The sequence below is a fragment of the Methylophaga sp. genome (assembly GCF_030651745.1).
On record NZ_JAUSCC010000054.1, the window covers coordinates 1 to 20,861 of the forward strand.

24 protein-coding genes are annotated in these 20,861 nt (G+C 45.1%); 6 read left to right on the forward strand and 18 right to left on the reverse strand.

Annotated elements, in window-relative coordinates; all coding sequences use genetic code 11:
• The first annotated feature begins 58 nt into the window (after nucleotides 1–58).
• On the forward strand, nucleotides 59–1,423 hold the full coding sequence (locus Q7V21_RS06385) for an ammonium transporter (RefSeq protein WP_304916481.1): 1,365 nt from the start codon (nucleotides 59–61) through the stop codon (nucleotides 1,421–1,423).
• 11 nt (nucleotides 1,424–1,434) lie between these two features.
• Complete coding sequence (locus Q7V21_RS06390; protein WP_304916482.1) at nucleotides 1,435–1,599, forward strand: hypothetical protein; 165 nt, start codon at nucleotides 1,435–1,437, stop codon at nucleotides 1,597–1,599.
• A 163-nt stretch (nucleotides 1,600–1,762) separates the two neighbouring features.
• Here Q7V21_RS06390 and Q7V21_RS06395 read toward each other — a convergent pair whose 3' ends face one another.
• The 11 genes from Q7V21_RS06395 to Q7V21_RS06445 form a co-directional block, all read right to left on the reverse strand.
• Nucleotides 1,763–2,581 carry a helix-turn-helix domain-containing protein gene (locus Q7V21_RS06395; RefSeq protein WP_304916483.1) on the reverse strand — a complete coding sequence of 273 codons (819 nt, stop codon included), beginning with the start codon at nucleotides 2,579–2,581 and terminating at the stop codon, nucleotides 1,763–1,765.
• Nucleotides 2,582–2,638: 57 nt separating this feature from the next.
• Nucleotides 2,639–3,043, reverse strand: a complete 405-nt coding sequence (locus Q7V21_RS06400) for a cupin domain-containing protein (protein ID WP_304916484.1) — start codon at nucleotides 3,041–3,043, stop codon at nucleotides 2,639–2,641.
• A 13-nt stretch (nucleotides 3,044–3,056) separates the two neighbouring features.
• A complete protein-coding gene (locus tag Q7V21_RS06405; RefSeq protein WP_304916485.1) occupies nucleotides 3,057–3,512 on the reverse strand; it encodes a carboxymuconolactone decarboxylase family protein in 456 nt (151 codons plus the stop codon).
• 153 nt (nucleotides 3,513–3,665) lie between these two features.
• Nucleotides 3,666–4,196 (reverse strand): DUF3280 domain-containing protein, encoded by a 531-nt coding sequence (locus tag Q7V21_RS06410; RefSeq protein ID WP_304916486.1) that lies wholly within the window; start codon nucleotides 4,194–4,196, stop codon nucleotides 3,666–3,668.
• A 110-nt stretch (nucleotides 4,197–4,306) separates the two neighbouring features.
• On the reverse strand, nucleotides 4,307–4,963 hold the full coding sequence (locus Q7V21_RS06415) for an alpha/beta fold hydrolase (protein WP_304916487.1): 657 nt from the start codon (nucleotides 4,961–4,963) through the stop codon (nucleotides 4,307–4,309).
• 91 nt (nucleotides 4,964–5,054) lie between these two features.
• Nucleotides 5,055–6,545 (reverse strand): sodium:solute symporter, encoded by a 1,491-nt coding sequence (locus tag Q7V21_RS06420; RefSeq protein ID WP_304916488.1) that lies wholly within the window; start codon nucleotides 6,543–6,545, stop codon nucleotides 5,055–5,057.
• A complete protein-coding gene (locus Q7V21_RS06425) occupies nucleotides 6,542–6,775 on the reverse strand; it encodes a hypothetical protein (protein ID WP_304916489.1) in 234 nt (77 codons plus the stop codon). The genes Q7V21_RS06420 and Q7V21_RS06425 overlap by 4 nt, the downstream gene beginning before the upstream one ends.
• Before the next feature lie 178 nt (nucleotides 6,776–6,953).
• Nucleotides 6,954–7,463, reverse strand: coding sequence for a DUF1097 domain-containing protein (locus Q7V21_RS06430; RefSeq protein ID WP_304916490.1), 510 nt, complete (start codon nucleotides 7,461–7,463; stop codon nucleotides 6,954–6,956).
• Between the two features lie 187 nt (nucleotides 7,464–7,650).
• Nucleotides 7,651–8,160: a DinB family protein gene (locus tag Q7V21_RS06435; RefSeq protein ID WP_304916491.1), complete on the reverse strand. Its 510-nt coding sequence runs from the start codon at nucleotides 8,158–8,160 to the stop codon at nucleotides 7,651–7,653.
• Nucleotides 8,157–8,528: a nuclear transport factor 2 family protein gene (locus Q7V21_RS06440; protein WP_304916492.1), complete on the reverse strand. Its 372-nt coding sequence runs from the start codon at nucleotides 8,526–8,528 to the stop codon at nucleotides 8,157–8,159. Before Q7V21_RS06440 ends, Q7V21_RS06435 begins: the two co-directional genes overlap by 4 nt.
• Before the next feature lie 15 nt (nucleotides 8,529–8,543).
• Nucleotides 8,544–8,717, reverse strand: a complete 174-nt coding sequence (locus tag Q7V21_RS06445; RefSeq protein WP_304916493.1) for a hypothetical protein — start codon at nucleotides 8,715–8,717, stop codon at nucleotides 8,544–8,546.
• Between the two features lie 158 nt (nucleotides 8,718–8,875).
• Here Q7V21_RS06445 and Q7V21_RS06450 point away from each other — a divergent pair, with 158 nt between their 5' ends.
• The gene (locus Q7V21_RS06450; protein WP_304916494.1) at nucleotides 8,876–10,324 is read left to right on the forward strand and encodes a PLP-dependent aminotransferase family protein; all 1,449 of its coding nucleotides are present in this window, start codon (nucleotides 8,876–8,878) and stop codon (nucleotides 10,322–10,324) included.
• A 133-nt stretch (nucleotides 10,325–10,457) separates the two neighbouring features.
• Entirely contained in the window at nucleotides 10,458–11,150 is a 693-nt protein-coding gene (locus tag Q7V21_RS06455) for a type 1 glutamine amidotransferase (protein ID WP_304916495.1), read from the forward strand.
• Nucleotides 11,151–11,176: 26 nt separating this feature from the next.
• On the opposite strand, the gene Q7V21_RS06460 is transcribed toward Q7V21_RS06455, so the two are convergent.
• The 6 genes from Q7V21_RS06460 to Q7V21_RS06485 form a co-directional block, all read right to left on the reverse strand.
• The gene (locus Q7V21_RS06460; protein ID WP_304916496.1) at nucleotides 11,177–11,647 is read right to left on the reverse strand and encodes an MOSC domain-containing protein; all 471 of its coding nucleotides are present in this window, start codon (nucleotides 11,645–11,647) and stop codon (nucleotides 11,177–11,179) included.
• A gap of 80 nt (nucleotides 11,648–11,727) precedes the next feature.
• On the reverse strand, nucleotides 11,728–12,078 hold the full coding sequence (locus tag Q7V21_RS06465) for a cupin domain-containing protein (RefSeq protein ID WP_304916497.1): 351 nt from the start codon (nucleotides 12,076–12,078) through the stop codon (nucleotides 11,728–11,730).
• 16 nt (nucleotides 12,079–12,094) lie between these two features.
• Nucleotides 12,095–13,465, reverse strand: a complete 1,371-nt coding sequence (locus Q7V21_RS06470; RefSeq protein ID WP_304916498.1) for an NAD(P)-binding domain-containing protein — start codon at nucleotides 13,463–13,465, stop codon at nucleotides 12,095–12,097.
• 172 nt (nucleotides 13,466–13,637) lie between these two features.
• Nucleotides 13,638–14,417, reverse strand: coding sequence for a PAS domain-containing protein (locus tag Q7V21_RS06475; protein ID WP_304916499.1), 780 nt, complete (start codon nucleotides 14,415–14,417; stop codon nucleotides 13,638–13,640).
• A gap of 1 nt (nucleotide 14,418) precedes the next feature.
• Nucleotides 14,419–15,099: a response regulator gene (locus Q7V21_RS06480; RefSeq protein ID WP_304916500.1), complete on the reverse strand. Its 681-nt coding sequence runs from the start codon at nucleotides 15,097–15,099 to the stop codon at nucleotides 14,419–14,421.
• Complete coding sequence (locus Q7V21_RS06485; RefSeq protein ID WP_304916501.1) at nucleotides 15,096–16,277, reverse strand: sensor histidine kinase; 1,182 nt, start codon at nucleotides 16,275–16,277, stop codon at nucleotides 15,096–15,098. Before Q7V21_RS06485 ends, Q7V21_RS06480 begins: the two co-directional genes overlap by 4 nt.
• A gap of 296 nt (nucleotides 16,278–16,573) precedes the next feature.
• Between Q7V21_RS06485 and Q7V21_RS06490 the strand changes: the two genes are divergently transcribed.
• Nucleotides 16,574–18,898: a DUF1989 domain-containing protein gene (locus tag Q7V21_RS06490; RefSeq protein ID WP_304916502.1), complete on the forward strand. Its 2,325-nt coding sequence runs from the start codon at nucleotides 16,574–16,576 to the stop codon at nucleotides 18,896–18,898.
• Between the two features lie 27 nt (nucleotides 18,899–18,925).
• On the opposite strand, the gene Q7V21_RS06495 is transcribed toward Q7V21_RS06490, so the two are convergent.
• Entirely contained in the window at nucleotides 18,926–19,444 is a 519-nt protein-coding gene (locus Q7V21_RS06495; protein ID WP_304916503.1) for a MarR family winged helix-turn-helix transcriptional regulator, read from the reverse strand.
• A 117-nt stretch (nucleotides 19,445–19,561) separates the two neighbouring features.
• Here Q7V21_RS06495 and Q7V21_RS06500 point away from each other — a divergent pair, with 117 nt between their 5' ends.
• The gene (locus Q7V21_RS06500) at nucleotides 19,562–20,770 is read left to right on the forward strand and encodes a cyanate transporter (RefSeq protein ID WP_304916504.1); all 1,209 of its coding nucleotides are present in this window, start codon (nucleotides 19,562–19,564) and stop codon (nucleotides 20,768–20,770) included.
• Nucleotides 20,771–20,861: the final 91 nt, after the last annotated feature.

Consider the following 20,861-nt stretch of genomic DNA (forward strand, 5'->3'; position numbering starts at 1 on the left):
AAAGTTGACCGAAAAGGGGTGGACGGGAAATGACTTTAACTAAAATGAGGATAGTAAGATGGAAAACTCGCCAACACTAGAATCCTTGCAGGCAGCATTGGATGCCCAGCAAGCTGTATTCGAAATGCATCAGGCTATGAACGTCGAAGTGTTTTACTGGTGGTGTACCGCCATTATGTTAATGATACATGCAGGCTTCTTGGCATATGAAATGGGTGCTTCACGAAGTAAAAACGCCTTGGCAGCCGGTATCAAGAATATTCTTGCTATCGCGCTGATTATTCCAGCATTTTATCTGTTTGGCTGGTGGATCTATAACGCTTTCCCAACCGGTTTTGTACCGATTGAGGCAGCAGCTGCACTTCCTTGGTCAACCAGTATGGGTCCAGATGTTCAGGACATGGGAACTGGTATTTTCTGGGCTGCTTTTGCCTTATTTGGCGCCACGACTGGCTCGATCTTATCCGGTGCTGTCATCGAAAGGATAAGGGTTAGTGCCTTCTTGATTCTGACTATTTTCCTGGGCGGCGTTGTCTGGATTATGGCTGGAGCGTGGGGTTGGCATCCAGATGGCTGGTTATTAACCAAATTCGGCTATCACGATGTTGGTGCATCGGGCGTTGTGCATGCGGTGGCTGGCTTCTTTACCCTGGGTGTATTGATGAATCTTGGTGCTCGTAAAGGCAAGTTCATCGATGGTATCCCACAAATCATTTCACCACACAGTCTGCCAATGACATTGATCGGTTTGATGATGATTATCTTTGGTTTCTTTGGATTCCTTGGTGGTTGCATCATCTTTAACGGTGGTGAGACAGGTTGGACCACAATTTATGGCACACCAACCAATCTTTCAGCATTTGCTTTCAATACGCTGATGGGCTTTGCCGGTGGCATTATCGGTTGTTACATCGCCACACGTGATCCTTTCTGGACTATGTCTGGTGGTCTGGTCGGTATTATCTCGGTAGCCGCTGGTCTGGATCTCTACTCTCCTTCACTGGCATTTATCATTGCGGTTTCTACCGGTATCGTCGCAGTTCAATTCGCGAAATTACTGGAAAAACGTGGTATTGATGATGCGGTAGGTGCTGTCAGTGTTCATGGTTTCACTGGTGTTGTGGCCGTAGTTCTGGTTGGCGTTTTTGCTGGCGGAACACCAAATGCTGAAGGTTTACCTGCGATTAGCTTCGTTGGTCAATTTGTCGGTGCGATCGTGATGGGTCTGATGGGCTTTGTTCCAGGATACGGCTTGTCATTTTTACTGAAAAAAGCCAACAGCTTACGGGTACCTGAAGCTTGTGAAGATATCGGTATTGATGAAGTTGAGCTTTTGGCCAAGCCATACCCTGAAGGTAGTGTGCCAGCAATGACTGCGACTACCAGTGAAGTACCAAATAAATTAGCCAGTTCTGAAGCATAAGGAGCTTTATTATGGGAAGTTCAATTACAACCTGGGAAAACGTCGGTGCTTACTTTACCTTTGCAGATAACCCATTTGCACTGGTGCTGTTCACCATCGGTACTGCGGCCATTATTGTCGGCTTGATTATTTCAATCATCCGTCATGAAAATGCGGCATTTGAAAAAATTAAATGATGTTTAACCCTGTGTTGAACAGGGAAACAATATTGTGTTGTTAATAAAAACCCCGGCTTTATGTCGGGGTTTTTTTATATTAAACCGATTATCTGCTTCAGTTTTAAATTTTGAAAAGCAGATTGATTTGCTTTTAAATCATTCTGTCAGTGATTTATCGCGTTTAATTGATGATCATCTCTTGATTGATAATTCGTCGTTGCTGTTTAAGACGATATTCTCCCGGGCCGTATCCAGTAACTTTTTTGAAATGATGGTTAAAATGCGCCTGATCAAAATAACCACATTGCAATGCCGTATCAACCAGTAATTGTTGCGGATTAAGCTTGAGTTGAAGCCGGGCAGCCTTGATTCTCAGCAGAAGTTTAAGCTGGTTGGGTGGAATACCAACCTGATGGTGAAAGTAACGTTCAGCTTGTCGGCGTGTTATGCCCATTTTATTCAAAGTCTGAACCAATTCGTTATCAGCAACCGCAAGCTGATGGCTCAAGTGTTGGACTGGACCATAAATAGGCTGTTGTTTGGTGAATTGATTTAGCAGCCATGTTTCTGTGAGTTTGACACGTTGTTGAAAATCGGCATTTATCAGTTGTTCAAATAACGTTTCTAAACCCTTGAGCTTGAGATCGTTTGCCGCGAACTCTTCCTGTACCAATTCGTTCATGGCTAACCCCAATAGCGCGTTTGCACCGCCGGGTTTAAAACGGATCCCAAAACTGTCCACTTCAGCTTCAAAGCGGATGCTGCCGAACTTTTGCAGCGCATTAAACCAACAACCTTCAGCATTGCCTTTGAAGTGAAATAACAGACTGCAACCACCGTCTGGATATAACTTTTCCTGATGAAGTTGCTGCAGCTGAGTTTGAGCCATCCAGTAACATTCAATCCAGGGCGATAATAAGGCATCAGGCACTACACGCTGATAACCTAGATAAACCAGCTCCTGAATTTGATTGACTTGATTTTGATCAATTGGTCGCACGATATTTCGTTTCCAAAACTGCAAACGGGTAAATCACCGTTATTGAATAATATCAATTTATTCATTTAGTGGAATAACTGTATTGGCACCCTGAGTTTTAATAAAAACCACTAAAAAAACGGCTTCATGCTCTTTACTGGCATTACGGGAAATTAAATGAATATCTTCAGGAGATTCATAGAAAGTCTCACCGGCATGTAGCTGAATAATATCTCCGCCTTCAACCTGCATTTCCACGGTACCGGCAAGTACATACACCAGCGTGTGTGCGTTATGTCTATGGGGTGAAGTACTTTCACCGGGAGCATAACGTACCGTGATCATCTCGACTTCCTCGTTAAATGGAGCCTGAAGTTGTTGAGATAACAAATGTGTTATGTCGTTGGCTTTGACCACAGGTGAATAGAGGATTGCCAATGAAATATTCAGCAAAAACACAGCAAAAAAATCTTTTTTCATCATTTTATCCCCTCAATTAGACGTTATCGCGTTGGGGAATAAAATGAAACGTAGCAACTACTCGGTTCCAACTATTGATTTTCACAATGGTTGAAACAAGTGCAATCATTTCAGCTTCCGAAAAATGCTGGTTTAATCTGTCAAAATCTTCTTGTGAAACCCGTTGAGAGGGTAATTTTGTCAGCAGCTCACAAAGATTAAGGGCTGCGGCCTCTTGTTCAGAAAACCAGGGGACTTCCCGCCACGCAGCAATCACATCCAAACGTTGCTGGTCTTCTCCCAGCTCACGGGCATGTTTGAAATGCATATCCAGACAAAAACCACAGCCATTTATCTGGGATGCTCGGATTTCAAGCAAACAAATTAAACGTTTATCCAGGGATGTGTTATCGACCGCATCGGCTATTAAACCGAGTCCTTGAGGTAAAGCAGGAAACAGTCGGTAGACTTTTGCTTGATTGATTCTTGACATAATTCACTCCGTATTTGATGACGGAATGAATTATGTCGATAAGCAAAATCATTGAATTGTAAATTTGCGTCAAATTGACGTTTTTAATCTAAACACAGATAAAACGTCAAATAACTTTTATCAATTAACAAAGTAAAAACTGTCTCTTTCGAATCAATTTCTATCCCAATCTTTTAAATCACGCATGGCATATTTAATAGCGCGTTCCCAGGCTTGATCGGTGTTACCACGGAAATCATAGGCTTTGCGTTTGACGAGTTTGCCGGTATTGGCATCTTTAAATTCGACATGTAATGTCGAGATCAAATGGCTCATGCGAAAGACATTTGGCACCACAACGATCTCTGCACCAAGCTCTTTGGCCAGGGTAATCTCGCAGCCATTGCAGTTATGTAAATCCTGCTTGTCATCAGCCGCTTTAATTTTATCCAATGATTCGGCATCGTTAATGATATTAAAGCGCGTTTTGTCTTGTAATTCGCTTCGCAGATGCTCACTGAACTTGGCAATCTTTGCTTCATTCTCGGCTTGATCGCCGGTTACTGTGCTATCACCAGTGATCAAAATATCCAGCACCAGGGTTTTATAGTCATGTTTCGGATGATCTTCTGCCATCACGGCAGCCGCGCTGAAAGAAAATACAAAGATCAGAAAGTATCTGGTGACTCGGGTCATTAATTGCATGTATTACTCCAAAAAACATAGGTCTCACCTTAACAGTGACAATGTTTGGCTGAAACAGTTTTTTGACCGCAAACAGCGGGATATTTGCCCGTTAAGTAAATAGGGTCGTGTTAATGCTGGAAATGGCCGTTTTTGAGAAAATTGAGCGTTTGGGATTGCACTACGCTATTTCTCATAATTAGTGGATGGGTCTGAGGGACGATAAGAAAATCCTGCATACCTTCCAGCTTGGCTTTTTCAATAGAAACCTTGCCATCATCTGGTCCGGGAATCAGTGTAGATAAAATGAGATTGATAGATCGGTTACCAGTGATCACACCCAGTTCAAAACTCGCAGCTCCCAATTTATTGGGTAATGAATCTTCCGCCGTGCCAAGCTGTTTGCCTGCTGGCCCATTAATCCATTCAAATAAACCCCAGGTGCCGAGTTTGTCTACCACTTCACTGCCCTGGTTAGGAGGCGACAACATCACTACCCTGCCGATTTTGATTGAGGGATTTTCATTGGCGATTTGTCGAACAATAATGCCACCCAATGAATGGGTGACAAAGTTGATAGTCGACAACGGATCCAAAAAGCATTTTTTCATTTCCGGAACCACAAACTCATCGGTCAACGCTTCAACACGATGCTGACGTGACGGGTAATCAATATTACAAACCGTATACCCCGCTTGACTGAGTTGTGTCGCCATAGAATTCATGGAAGCCGAGGATCGTGCAAGACCATGTAATAACACCACATTTTCCGCACTGTCTTGACTCACAGCATAGGGTGACATTGTGCTTAACAGCAGCAAGCACAATGTTTTTATCCCTTTGCGAATGAAATCGTTTTTACCTTTCCACATCTACCAACTAAACCGATTTGATCTGAGTCTGTTTGCTTTTTGGACGGGTGGCTTTTGCCAAGGCAATATCTTGCCAAAGTTTTTCCACATGTGATTCAACCGGCCGACAAAAGCCTGCAATCAGCATGATTGTCAGTGTAGTTAAAAAGCCGTAAACACCCGGCGTCCAACCATAAGTTTGGATAAATGCCGGGTCAATAATGGTTAAACCAAACGACACCGCCATACCCGCTAAAAATCCACTAACTGCACCGATTTTATTGGCACGTTTCCAATACAGACCGAGTAACACTACCGGTGACAATACAATCATGCCCTGATAAGTCATCAATGCCAGAAACACTAATTGCCCTTCTCTTATATATGCACCAATTAATGCACCGATGCTCATAAACACTACTGACCAACGGGCGATTTGCAAAGCCGTTTTTTCACTGATATCGCGTTTAATAACTTGGGCCAAGTCCCCCGAAATCGCCGTCGACATGGCATTGAGAATACTGCTGACCGTACCCAGACTTGCTGCCATGACTAAAACGGCAAAAAAGCCCAACGGCCATGCACCAGCCTGACTATGGATCCAGAACATGGCTTCCTGTGGATTTTGCTGAGCAAACGGTAATGGGTGCAAAGCCATAGCCAATAGAAACAATAAACCGAATGACAATATGCCAAGCGTCGGCGCAAACAATACCGATTGTTTAATAGTTCGAATGCTGTCAGCAGCAAATAATTTGTTATAGACCCATGGCCACATAAAGCCGCCCAGACCGCTGGTGATAACAATGGCCATCCAGTAATTCGGCGACATATCCCAGCCGGGACCGGGAAAGGTTAACGCTTCAGGGCTTTGTTCGAGAATACGTTGCATCGCGCCTTCGATACCGCCAAGTTGTGTGTAAATAACCCACAGCAGAATGGCAGAACCGGCAATCAACATATACAGACCTTGGATGATATTGGCGGTGATAACCGAACGCATACCACCCAAAGCAACATAAAACACCACCACAAATATACCGATGATCATTCCCAGTAACGGGCTGATAAAACCATCGGTGGCATAGTTAAAAACATAGCCAATGGTGTACCACTCCATCAATAACCACGGCACCGACAAGGCCACACCAGCAAACCCAGTCAATACTCGAATCGTGTCACTACGATAACGTAGCCCAAGCAATTCAGACTGGGTACGGATATTGTATTTTTTGCCCCAGATAAAGGATTTTTCAGCCACCAGATACATCACCAGCATGGTGATAATGCCATAGGGAATAACATACATCCCGATCATGCCGAAACTGACGGCGAAGCCTGAAAATACCGTATAACCAGCACCAACATACCAGGTAGCCAGAAAGCCCAGCGTGATCCCCAGTACGCCAATACTATGGCTGGCAGTTGCATAATCATTGAGCGTTTTCACACCCATTTGTCGGCGATTAATCCATAAAATCAGGCCAAGAAAAACGGCCAGCATCAGCATTGGAATCATTTCGACTCCTCCGCTACAACTTCAATATCCAAATCCCCACTACGACTTTCGGCGAGATACCAGCAGGCAAGAAATAATGCGCCTAACAGCGCTAAAGCTATCTGCCATAGGAAAGCAAAAGGTAAGCCCATAAAGCTGGGTTCAATACGATTGGCCCAGGTGAAAAAAAACGGAAATGTCGCTAAAACAATGGTCGATAAAATCAACACTAAAAAAATAGCTGTGCGCATAAAACATCCAGATCTGTTTTTATTAAACGGGAGTGACAAACATGTCAGCAAACTGATTGCAGTTCATTATCTTGGGTTAATAACGATTGCTTAAAATTCAGGGCCAGACATAACGGAGATAATTTTCAGTTATGTTTGGCCCTGAACAGAAATAAAAAACCCGCTTAGGCGGGTTTAGTTATGATTTCTTTTCGATTGCACCGGCGAGTTTGGCAGATAACAAACCAAAGACTGCACCCAGAATAGTAGAAAGAATGACGATAAGAACAGGATTTGTCATATTCATCGTTAAGGCACTTCCGGCATTAGCTGTTTGCAAACCAAAAGCCGCCGTCGCTGCATAGCCATATACATTGGCAGGTACTACTGATAACAAATCAAATCTGGCAACAATAACCAGGAAAAATACTGTAACAGCAATATAAATAGCTGGTCCTGCTGCACCCGGTATGCTCAAAGGATTAGTGGTGGCTAATAATAGAGCAATACCAGCAATTACCGCACCGTAGCTCATTCCCACAATGGTTTTTTGCAGGGCTGGCATATCAGCACCTGTATGGAAGAAACACGCCCAAGCGATAAAACCAGCCCAGACCAAAACAAAACCGGCTAAAGGACCTAATGCAAGAAACGCCCAAATGCCGCCTAATACAGCAATACTAATAGATAATGCAGTTAACTTTGTCATACGTTCTCTCCGTTGATTTTTATTAAATTAACAACCCGTTCCATCTATTTATAAACTTATTTAACTTTAGGGTTGCCGGAGTGATAGTAGTCCTATAAATCTATTGCTGTAAACCAGTTTGCACCAGAACTGTGCGCAAAGTGAGCAAAAATGGGGCACCAGACGATTTAATAAATTAATCAGACACTTAAATTGACGCCGGCAACCACTCCGGCATCCAGGGAATATCGGTTATGCCCAGATCAATGCCCTGTTGTGATAATAAAGTCGCTATTTGTCCACGATGATGGGTTTGATGGTTAAACATATGGGTCAGCAATGCCCAGGCAGGTAATGTCCTGGTTCGATTATCAATACCACTCTGATAATGAAGCTCTGCTGACAGCCATGTCGAAGTCAACGTTTCTGTGAACTCAATAATCGTTTGATCGAACTGTTCTCGGGCTGTCGTTAAATCTGCAAAATCTCTATAAATCTCCTGTCCTAAACGATAGGGTGCAGGCTGATTGTTAAATCTAGCCATCCACGCATGATCGGCAAATAAAAGATGATTTAAGGTCGCATAAATCGAACCGAAAAAGGCCCCGAGATCTGCTTTAAGCAATTCATCTGAAAGGCTTCGGCAAACCATATACAGACGCTGGTTCATCCACTTGTTATAGCGCGCCATCAACTGATAATGCTGAGCGGGATTCACAGTGTATTTTCCCTATCAACCCCATAGCACGCTATTACCTTATAGATTTGTCCTGTTGTATCCCAAAACATTATTTCGGTAGCCGGCAGATTTAAAACTGATTGATAGCTTATCGCCAGACAGTCCACACCAACCGTCACCTGAGATAACTTGAAATGCAGATCCGGAAATTTTATTAATGCCTGTTGCCAGTATTCAGCAATCACTGGTTTACCCTGCAATTTACCGGTCGCCGTAATACCCAGCTTTATCAACATAGGTGAATAAATCTCTAATTTATCGCTGTAATGGCTCATGATCTCAGGCAAGTCATGTTGATTCCACGCCGTCAACCAACTCTCAACAAATTGCGCTATATCGTTAATCATCAATATGAGTTCCTTTTATACAGCCGAATCCCACCACCATTGCGTCTGATAACAGCGGGTTTGGTCTTGTTTGGTCGGCTGCGCCTGCTCACATACTGGAAACTCAGTGTTAACTGAATGTAATTTAGCCTCATAAACCAGCCACAACATAACGCCCCCACCCACTAGCACCATCATCGATTTCATCATTGAATTCCATTTTTGCTACTAGACAAATGATAGGATTTGCATTAAAAACAGTACAGATTCAAATATTCCAAACAAATACCGGTACAGATTGATTTATTTTCATCTGTACCGTTTGCATTCGGGTTTATCTGTACCGCTCTATAGCGAGGAAAAAGATCATGTTGCTGTATCAAAAAATGGCAGCTGAAATCCGCTCAGCGATCAACGACGGTGTTTATCAGCCTGGCGACAAACTTCCTGGCATACGCAGTTATGCAAAACAGCGTCATATCAGTGTTTCAACTGCAATTGCTGCTTATCATTCACTGGAAGATCAAGGGGTTATTGAATCCATTAGCAAATCGGGATTTTATGTACGGCCACAGCTGAATAATGTCATTGAACTGCCCAAAATGTCTGCAAGACTCTCACAGCCAAAAGCAGTCGGTAGCCAACAGATGACGTTGCAACTGGTCAACAATGCCAGTAATCCAGGCATTATCGGACTGGGAGCGGCGGTGCCGGATAAATCTTTTTTACCTGTCAAACTGATGGGGCGCTATTTAACTCAAGTGCATAAACAGCATCTGAATACCGTAATAACCTATGACAAACCGGCTGGACTAATGCCATTACGACAGCAGATTGCCAAACGTATGGTGGCTCAGGGTTGTCATCTGGTAGCGGAAGATATTGTGATTACCAATGGTTGTCAGGAAGCGGTTTATCTGGCATTACGCAGTTGCACACAGCCTGGCGATGTTGTGGCAGTGGAATCGCCTACCTATTACGGTCTGTTACAAATTATGGAATCGCTGAGTTTGAAGGCACTGGAAATTCCAACAGATCCGGTCACCGGGATATCCATAGAAGCGCTGGAACTCGCACTGGACCAATGGCCAGTAAAAGCCTGTGTGGTAGTGGCCAGTTTTGGTAATCCCTTAGGGGCTTGTATCCCTGACGAAAAAAAACAGCAGCTGGCGCAACTGGCAAAAGACAAAAAGTTGATGCTGATTGAAGACGATGTTTATGGCGAGTTATGTCATCAGCAATCACGCCCTACTTTGCTGAAATCCTACGATTTGGATGACAACATCATTTACTGCTCATCTTTTTCGAAAACCCTGTCGCCAGGACTGCGGGTTGGCTGGGTAGCATCACATTCCAAAGCCCGGCAGCTGGAATATTTAAAATATGTGCTGAATTTTTCAAGTGCCAATCCGGGGCAATTAGCCATCGCCCAGATCCTGGAGAGCGGTCAATATGATCGCTATCTTCGCCAGGTCCGCCAGCAATATGCCAATGCCACCCAACGTCTAGTCAACAAGCTGTTTCAACTGTTTCCGGTTGGCACCCGTATCACCCAACCCAGCGGTGGCTTTGTGGTCTGGCTCGAATTACCTGGAAAAATTGATACTGTCGTGCTGGCAAATAACTTGCTGGATCACAATATCAGCATTGCACCCGGCAGCATGTTTACCAATGGGCAGAAATTTGGCAACTGTATTCGCTTATCAGCTGCCTGCAAATGGAATGAAAACGTCGAGTTAGCACTGGTCAAAATAGCTGAGATGATTGGCCGGATGTCAGCCGACAAAAGCTCAGATCCACAGCCTTCAATACTCTAATAGTAATCACTGGTGTTTTACTGTGCTATTGGTTATCGTTTAGCGACTGCTCGTAACGCCGCGATGCGCAGTTAGCTTTTTATCAGATAGCAATTCTTGCTGTCTGATTTTCATCAGAATTTTGGAGTTGCGAATGCAGAAAGTCGCTATCTTTCAGCATGCTGATGGCGAGTGGATTGGGTCCATGCGGCATTGGTTTGCAGAAAAACCGTTTCTATTAACAACTTACCGGCTGGATCAAAGCGATCCGTTGCCCTCAGTAGCTGAATTTGACTGGTTATTAATCATGGGTGGGCCGATGAGCACTTATGATGAAACCAACTATCCCTGGCTTATTGGCGAAAAACAACTTATCCGCGAGGCGATTGAAGCAGACAAGATCGTGCTCGGGATTTGTCTGGGCAGTCAGTTAATTGCCTCAGCTTTGGGGGCCAAAGTGTATCCCAATACTCAGCAGGAAATTGGCTGGTTTCCAGTCAATAAAATCGATCCAAAAGCCAGCTGGATGCCCGAAGACCTGCGGCCGTTAAGTTGGCATGGTGATTGTGTTGAGTTACCGGAAAATACCAGTTCTTTTGCTGCTAGTGGGATTACCCCATGTCAGGGTTTCTATTATGGTCCGCGGGTCTGGGCTTTGCAGTTTCATCTGGAAGTGGAACCCGGTACAGTCGACGCATTTCTGGCATTGGAAACCCAGCCATTGCCACAAACTGAGTTTGTGCAAGATGTAGCAACGTTACTGAATAATGCTGAGCAGCTCAAACAAAGCCAACAGGCGATGTCTGCGTTGTTGGATAATTTATATCAACAATCGATCAGCAATTAATAAACAAAAAACGGGGTGATGCAGCTTTATGTTAATGGCTGCATCACGCCTGACTCGATCGACATGCCCACACTGATTTGACCATCTGATAACACATCGGCACGCAGACCGGCTTTGTGAGTAAATGCCTTAACAATCGCCTTTTTAGTTAAGCCGTCGTTTTCCAACAATTTTCCCAAAGTCGCACAAGGTTCACAAAGTTCGATGCCTTTGAAGCTGACGTCACCAATCTGAAATATCTGTCCAACCAAGTCATTAAGCCGCACACCTTCGGTGATCACATTACGTCGGGTATCGGACAAAGCAATGTGTTGCCCAAACTGTGCATTAAACGCATTGATTTCTTCCAGTTCGATAAAAGTGATGTTCTGGCCTGGCCATTGGGCTTTGGCAAAATTTCGATCGCCTTTAATGCCTTTTCCCGTGACCAGATCAATGCTGGTTACCTGCTGTTGGGCACCCAGGTTTTCGCTGGCCATAAAAATCGCTTTAATCATCACCTGTCCTATTCATCCTTAATCAGCTAATCAAAAAGGAGCATGCATGCCATCACGCTGCATTTATGATTGGCTAAATTTTACTTCAGCTTGATTGCAAAGTGCTTATACACCTTATCCTTAATCAACCAGGTGCCACTAAAGCCTTTCTCCAAAACAAACGCATCGCCGGGACCAAAAGTTTGCGGTTCACCATCATCCGGTGTGACCACCACGTTTCCTTCAATCAGATGCACAAACTCCCATCCTGCATAAACAGCATGGTAGAGCCCTGGTGTGGCTTCCCAGCAGCCGGTAATCATTGTCTGATCTGGACTGGTATATTCAATCCAGGTTTTCATCGTTGGATTGCCTTCAAGCTTGGTCCAGCCATCGAGGTCGGTCTCAATGGGGGCAACGGTTTTATCAACAATTTTAGTTAATCCAGACATTATTGCTTCCTAGTCGTTATGCTTCTTTAGCAACGGGCACTTCGCTTTTATCGGAAAGATAGGCTTCCAAAGAGTCATCCAACGCCTTTAACCAAGGAGTGTGATGCGGGGGGGACATGGTGCCGGTCATTAACGAACGATACGAATGATCACGGAAAGTCATAATGTTTTTCTTCTTATGATATTTCCATTCCAGGAAGGTCTGATTTACCGCGGGAATATCAAATGACGGGTAATCCGTCTCATCTATCAGCTCCTGAATATAATCGCCCTGATAGGTATACATTTCTTCAGCGGTTTCCAGCGTCAGCTCTTTTTCCCGCCACATCATGCTGTGAGCACGCATCTCATCCAATGAAGGCAATGGAATACGTCCCAGAATTATGTCCCGCACATACCAGGCCTGCGCATCAAACATATTGAATGAGTACCATTGATCCTGCATGCCAAGGTAGAAAAACTTCGGATTATCTTCCCAGACCACGCCTTTATAGAGGTTCAGCGGCCACAGACGATTGTTGGTTTTTAAGCGTAAATCATCGGCCAGGAATGGGAAGTAATGCAAATAGCCGGTGCACAGAATAATCGCATCAATTTTCCGGGAGCTGCCATCCATAAAGTAGGCGGTATCAGTATCAACCCTTACCAGGTTAGGTTTTTCATCCCAGTTTTCCGGCCATTTATAACCCATCGGCGCGGTTCGATAACAACTAATCAGGCTGCGTGCGCCATATTTGTAACATTGTGAACCAATATCTTCAGCCGAATAACTGCTGCCAACCAGCAGAATATCCTTGTCTTTAAATTCCAGTGCATCACGAAAATCATGGGCGTGCAGAATCCGACCACCAAACTTATCAAAGCCTTCAAAAGTAGGCACTTTGGGCGTAGAGAAATGACCGGTGGCACAGACCACATAATCAAATTGTTCTGCGTAAACCGTATCAGTACTGTGATCTTGCACTGTTACTGTGAATTGTTGACTGTTTTCATCGTAAGTCACATTGCGAACAGCGGTGTTAAAGCGGATGTATTTGCGCACTCCGGCCTTTTCCACCCGACCTTTGATGTAATCAAATAACACTTCACGTGGCGGATAAGAGGCTATCGGTTTGCCAAAATGTTCTTCAAAAGTGTAATCGGCAAACTCCAGACATTCTTTGGGGCCGTTCGACCAAAGATAGCGATACATGCTGCCATGCACTGGTTCGCCATTTTCATCCAGACCCGTGCGCCAGGTGTAATTCCACAGACCGCCCCAGTCGCTTTGTTTTTCAAAGCAGACAATCTCTGGAATTTCAGCGCCTTTTGTCTGGGCTGATTGGAATGCTCTAAGTTGTGCGAGGCCGCTTGGTCCGGCGCCGAGTACCGCTATTCGAGTTGACATAGGTTTCTCCATCAATGTTATTTATCAGCATGATGCTGCGTAAAAGGCAGCTGTCAGCGTCAAAATAACCTGCTAAGACATGATGAAAAATCCTCTTCAAGGAGTATCCCCAATAGGGTAAGTAGTTAATAAATCAAAATAATCGTATATTTGATGCGGTAAAAGTGCGTATTTATTCAGCGGTCTGAAAAATAATTCCCTCTACGCCAAGCACCATTCCGCTTTCTGAATACAGTCCTCTTCCCTTGTCCTGCACCACAATTTCTTTGCCATTGGCCTGCGTCAAACGATATTCAATACTGAACGTCGTACGATTTTCCAGTGCGATCTGCACCTGCTCCCAGACATAACCGGCATCTTCTGCGTGGATCATTGCTCCCAGCGATACTTGAGGTTGGTTCAACATGACTTCAGCACTGTAACCGGTAATCAGCTCGCAGCCTTCGCTGACATATTCCATCGACCAGCTGATGTTGTTTCGTGCCCGATAGAGCATTGCTGGCAATCTATCCACCAGACTCTGCAGACTGCGGTAACTGGCATGTCGCACCTGTTCATTACGAACTTGAGGAGTAATATCACATAGTGTGGCTGACAACGGATAGAGTGAATTTTTCTCTATCGACTGCAGGCGCATTTCACACCAGCGTAGTTCGCCACTGGCGTTAATCAGGCGAAACCAAATCACTTCTTTTGAATCCGGACGAATGTTCTGCATCAGTTGCGTCCAGCTGGCAATATCCTCCGGATGCAGAAAATCGGTAAATGTTCTGCCCTGCGTCTGATCGATGCTGATACCGGTAATGTCCTGCCAGCATTGATTGATCATTTTTATCTGATGTTGCTCATCAAGCAGCATCACAACATCACTGAGGCTATTGAACAGTTGGGTCAATTGCGAAGCAGACATATCTGTGGATATGGGTTTAGCGGGCCATTTAAGTATGGTCATTTCAGTGTTCTCTGTCCGTCAACTCTTCCGTTTGATGATTGTGAGCCCAGGCGGCCAGCTCTAATCTTGAATGCAGATTCAATTTGCGTAGCAGATTTTTCACATACACCTTGACCGTGCCATCACTAATGCCTAGTTCACGGGCGATCAATTTATTATTTAAACCCTTGGATATATAAAACAGCGTTTCACGTTCCCGCTCTGTCATCTGCGTAAAAGCAGGACTTGACTGGCTGCTGGCTGCTGTTTGATTTTCACGAAGATGCGTAGCCAGCGACGTTACGGCTCCGGCGTTGATCACCACATTGCCTTTCACTGCTGAAACCAGCTGCATCAGGATTTCATCTGGTGGCGTGTCTTTTTGCAGAAAGCCATTGGCACCAAACCGTAGCGCTTCCAGCAACATCTGTTGATCACTACAAGCTGTGATAATAATGATTTTCAGCTGTTCATCATGGCTTCGCAGCTGCTTAAGCACTTCCAGACCGGATTGGTCCGGCATCTGTAAATCCAACAGCAAAATATCGGGATAGGTATCATCAAGATTAGCCAGCAATGCCGTTGCTGAATCATATTCAGCAATCACCGTCAATTCGTCACTATCATTAAGCAACTCGACGACACCTCGTCGGAAAAGCGGATGATCATCGACCACAACCACAGATATTGGTGATGAGCTCATGGTTTATCTCCAAGATCCATTTCCAACTTTACTAAGGTGCCACCCTCAGCGCGTGGGGAAATCTTCAGTTTAGCCCCTACCCGCTCAGCCCGTTCATGCATGATTTGCAACCCAAAACTATCACTGCGCGCCGCCGTAAGATCAATACCGCTGCCATTATCTTCAATCTGGATATGCAGTTGATTAGGCGTTTTCAATAATAAAGCGACACGGGCATGAGTAGCATGCGAATGCCGCACGATATTACTGAGACTTTCGCGAATAATATAAAGGATCTGTATCGACTGTTTGGGAGGCAGCAGGTTGGCTGGCAAGCGGTTATCCAGTTCAAACACAATCGCAGACTGCTGTTCAAATTCGCGGACCGAGTTGGTTACACCCTGCGATAAACTCTCACTCTGCATGGTCAGCCGTGAAGCAGTGATCAATTCACGGGTTTGATGATAGGCACATTGGGTGTAGGCCGCTAAATCTTCGGTTATCGGTTTGAGTTCGGCATATTCTGCTTTCAGACATAACTTATCGAGCTTGGCACTTTTCAGTTTCAGATAACCTAACACCTGAGCCAGTGAATCATGCAGTTCAGCGGCATAAATCGCCCGTTCGGCAGCCAGCGCCTGTTTGACCTTGCTCTCACGTTGAAACCACGCCTGTAGTCCTTTGCCAAGCGTTTGTTCAATTAAAGCCATTTCCCATTTAAGTTTTTGTTCATTGGGCAAGTTCTGGCGGAAACTCATCAATAACCAGACCGTCTGATTATCGTAATCGAATAATCGTGTCGGAATACAGCTAAGAGATGCTCCGTTTATCTGCAAATTGATATGGTTGTTCTCTAGGGGTTTTCTGATGGTGAAATGTTGATGCAGGCTCTGGATCAATTTCTGTGACGGTGCTTCTTGCATACAGTGATGCAAAAACGTTTCGGAGGTTAGCGGATTGCTGAATAAGACCAGCAAATCACCCTGCTCTGTCTCGGTGAATTGTTCGTTTATCAATGCCTGTAATGACTTAAGCACTTTGGGCAAGGTTTCATTAATATCATTTGCGGTAGCGAGTTTGAACGCCAGATCATTTAAATCCAGCGCAGGCTTTGGTTTGTTGTTATGCGTGACAAACTGTAATCGCTGACTCAACCACTCCTGTATTGTTGGCCAGTGTTTCCGTTTGATATTGAGCATGACTCCATTGTCCTTTGGCTTAATGCCATTTACCTGTGTAAAGCGTCATCATTCAATGAGATTTCAGTTAATAAACAGCAGCTTTTATGCCACTTGACGGGATTTATACCGAGGGTAATACCAATGAGGTATGCCATCAGGAGAATTGCTGCAATCTTTGGGAAAATAAATAGTGTATGGCAAGCAGTGACCATTTTTTATCGAAAACAGCTGCACTTTAATGACGCGAAACACAGTAAAACTGCACCAGATAAGTTCGCTTTGAACTCTGGCGGTTTCGCAAACAGGAAACACCAATGTTAGAAATGAAAAATCAGTCATGGGGTGAAGATTATTTTTTCGATTCCTCCCCCACTACACCGATTCGCCGTCATCGACTGGCAGGCCAGCATGCGATAAAGCTCTCGCTTAACACTGGAGATGTGCTGGAAATATCCAGTCAAGATAAGCTTCAAAGCTGTGAGCTGATTGTATTGGATTCACAGGGGCGAATTGCTCCTGAGTTACTGGGCTCCCGTACACCGACAGCCGCGTCAGCTATCCAGCAACAACTTGCTCAAGTTGGGTCGGCTGCAGATAGGTTGCGTCATCAACTGGCAAGCTGGCAACTGGATGCATCACAGCTTGAACAGGTTTTATCGGTATCCGGGACCGAAGTTGCAAAATTTAACGCTACTGCAGATCTGAGCGTGGTGGTTGCTGCTGCTGGTGCCAAAATGGCTGTTGATGAACAAAATCCAGTGACCGAAATCGATATTACCATTACCTATGCCGATCCGACACAATGCCCATTGCCAGACCCTTTGGGCCAGATAAAAACCGAGTTACGTATTCCGCGCGCCTCGGCCCGAACCTATGAAGTCAATAAAGGTGAGTGGATTCAAATCATTGATGTATCTGGTAAACAGTGTTCCGACTTTGTCGCTTTTGATAAACAGGCTTTAGATCAAGGTATTGAAATCGCCTTGGACGCAACTTCAACCAGAACAGTAATCGGTCTGAGCAATCCGGTTCCCGGTCTGCATTCGCGCTTTCTCGGCACTGATCTGTTGTCGATGGTTGAAGTCGTCCAGGATACGGTTGGTCGGCATGATAGTTTTTTGCTGGCCTGCACTCCCAAATACTATGATGACAGTGGCTATTTTGGCCATATCAGCTGCACCGAAAACTTTAATCGGGTACTGGCACCATTTGGCATTAAACCCCGTGCCGGTTGGCCAGCCATCAATCTGTTTTTTAACACAGCAATTGATGCTTCCGGCGCGGTATTTATGGATGAACCCTGGTCGCGTGCAGGTGATTATGTCTTATTTCGTGCCGATCGGGATCTGGTTTGCGCCTCATCGGCCTGCCCGGATGATATTGATCCGGCTAATGGCTGGCATCCAACCGATATTCATGTGCGTATTTATGGCGCCGAACAACAGTTTCCGCGTGCCATTGCTCACCGAACCAATTCTGAGGAGTTACCTCGCATGACCAAAGCTTCCGGCTTTCATAGCCGAACTTCTGAACTGACTAAAAAGTTTATCGACTATGCCGGCTATTGGGTCGCTACAGACTATGCTGGCTGGGGTGCCAATGCTGAATATCTGGCTTGTCGTGAACGAGTTGCTGTTCTGGATTTATCGGCTTTACGCAAATTTGAAGTCGTTGGTCCTGATGCGGTGGCCTTTTTGCAATATGTATTAACGCAGAATGTGAGCCGCATGGCGATAGGTGAAATTGCTCATTCGGCGATTTGCCTTGAAACCGGCGGCATGATTGATGATGGCACTATTTTTCGGATGGGTGAACAAGCCTATCGCTGGATTTGCGGGGCGGAATATACCGGCGTCTGGATGCGGGAAAAAGCCCAGCAAAAAGGTTTTAAAGTCAGTATTCGTAATGCAACTGAACAGCTGGATAACCTCGCCGTTCAGGGCCCCAAAAGCCGGGCATTATTAAGTGAGATTATCTGGACATCGGACAGCCAACCTAGTGTTGAAAAACTCAAATGGTTTCACTTCACCATTGGCCGTATTGGAGGCCCGAGCGGCATTCCGGTGATGATTTCGCGAACCGGTTATACCGGCGAATTAGGCTATGAAGTCTGGTGCCATCCGGATGATTCGCCAGCAGTATGGGATGCTATCTGGCAAGCCGGCCAGGCTTATGATATTGCACCTATGGGCTTTGATGCGCTGGATACTTTGCGTATTGAAGCGGGTTTAAGTATGGCTGAGCATGAATTTACCCATGAAATCACGCCATTTGAAGCCGGTACCGGTTTCAGTGTGCCTCTTAACAGTAAAAAGGAAGACTTTATTGGCCGTGAGGCATTGGCTCGTCAGGCACCGGAAAGTCGTCATAAACTGGTCGGTATGGTGCTTGAAGGTGGTGATGCGGCGGCTCATGGTGATCAAATTTATAACGGCCGGTTCCCTGTGGGTGTTGTGACCAGCGCCACATATTCACCGTTAATCGGTAAACAAATTGCCATGATAAGAGTCGCCCCGGATTTCGCTCATATCGGCACCCGACTTGAAGTCGGAAAGCTGGATGGCCAGCAGAAGCGTCTTATGGGTGAAGTGGTGAAATTACCGTTTTATGATCCGAAACGCGAAAAGCTGCTTTCTTGAATCAAGATGAGTTTTGGAGACAGTGGTTTACTGTGCTGTCTCCAGTTGCAGCAGCCAGCGCTTGAGTAGTTCAGCTAACATTTCACGATCTTGCTGGCTCACGCCCTTGAGCAAATCATGCTGTGTGTTGATATGTGCTGGTAATACCGTATCAACCTTCTTTTTTCCTTCAGCAGTCAACATCACCTGTACCGAACGCCGGTCAGACTGACTGTGTTCGCGACGAATAAAACCTTTGTTTTCCAATCTATCCAGACGGCTTGTCATTGCCCCTGATGACAGCATCATGCTCTGATAGAGCTCGGAAGGAGTCAGACTATAGGGCTTACCCGAACGTCTTAAGGTAGCCAATACATCAAACTCCCCTTGACGCAAATCCTGTTGATCGTGGCAATGCAGAATATCGTTATCAATATATTTGCCTAGTTTCGCCAATCGTCCCAGAATGGCCATTGGCAATAAATCGGCTTCAATATTTTCACTACGCCACTGCGTAATTATTGAATCCACGCTATCTGATTGAATGGTTTGTTTTTGCTTAGCCATAAATCTATCTCGACATAAAGATTCTTTACATCATACAAAATCAGCTTTAATATGCAACTATCTTTACATCAAGATAAATAATCATTTTCATGCACTAACGCAAAGGGGCTGTCCTGCATGTCTGCCAGAGAATACGAATACTCCACTCTCGAGAGGATCATTTTTGCCGTAGTGATCATGCTGGTTGCCTTCAACTTACGGCCAATTCTTGCATCGGTTGGCCCCTTACTTCCTGCTATTCAGCAAGATATTCCCCTCAGTTTTAAACTTGCCTCATTGCTGACCACTTTGCCGGTGTTTGCAATGGGGCTGTTTTGTCTGGCGGGTTATAAACTGGCGCAGCGTTTTGGCACGAATCAGATCATTATATTTTCGATTGTACTGCTGGCTTTGGCGGCGGGTTTACGACTCTGGTCTTTTAACGCCAGTAGTTTGATTTTGACCGCTTTGTTAGCCGGTTTAGGTATTGCCTTGATTCAAGCGTTGATGCCTATGGTGATCAAAAATATTTACGGCCCACAGCATCCTAAAATGATGGGGCTTTATATCACCGGCATTATGGCGGGTGCGGCATTATCAGCTTCCATTTCACCTTTTATTGAAGCCGAGTACGGCTGGAGAATGGGACTTGGCAGCTGGGGACTGCTTGCTGTACTGGCCTTGATAGCTTGGCTGATTTATAAACCGGATGGCAGACGTTTTGTTGAGGAAAATAATTCACAAAATATCGCTACTCCAGGTTTGTGGCGTCAACGTCGCAGCTGGTATCTGGCGATCTTCTTTTCACTGGGTTCCAGCGGTTATGTCTGTGTTTTGGCATGGCTGTCACCTTATGCGATCGAACAAGGCTTCACGGCAAAACAAGCTGGCCTGATGCTGGGTTTGTTAACCGCAATGGAAGTAGTTGCTGGATTACTGTTCCCCGCCCTGGCTGCTAAAAAAAGTGATAGACGACGCATTCTGTATATTTTGTGCATTTTGCAAATCATCGGCTTTGGCGGCATGGCATTAAGACCCGATATCAGTCTATGGTTGTGGTCAGCAATCGCCGGACTGGGAATTGGCGGTATATTCCCGATGGCATTGATTGTGACTATGGATCATCATCCCAACTCAATGATCGCCGGTAAACTGGCCGGTTTTGTGCAAGGTGTTGCTGCGATGATTGCCGCTATTGCCCCATGGATAGCGGGCTGGATTCGTGATGCATTGGAAAGCTTCAGTGTTGCCTGGATTTTACTCGCCGGTTTAGGCATTGTTGGCTTGCTGATGGCCAGTGCTTTTAATCCAAAACACTATCAGAAGCTTTATCCGCAGCACTACTAAGACCTGTTTAGTATTCGTACAGCTCCGCTGGAAACTTTTTTCGTCCAACAAGACGGAAATGAAACAGTTAGCTATTCTTCATAAGTCATTG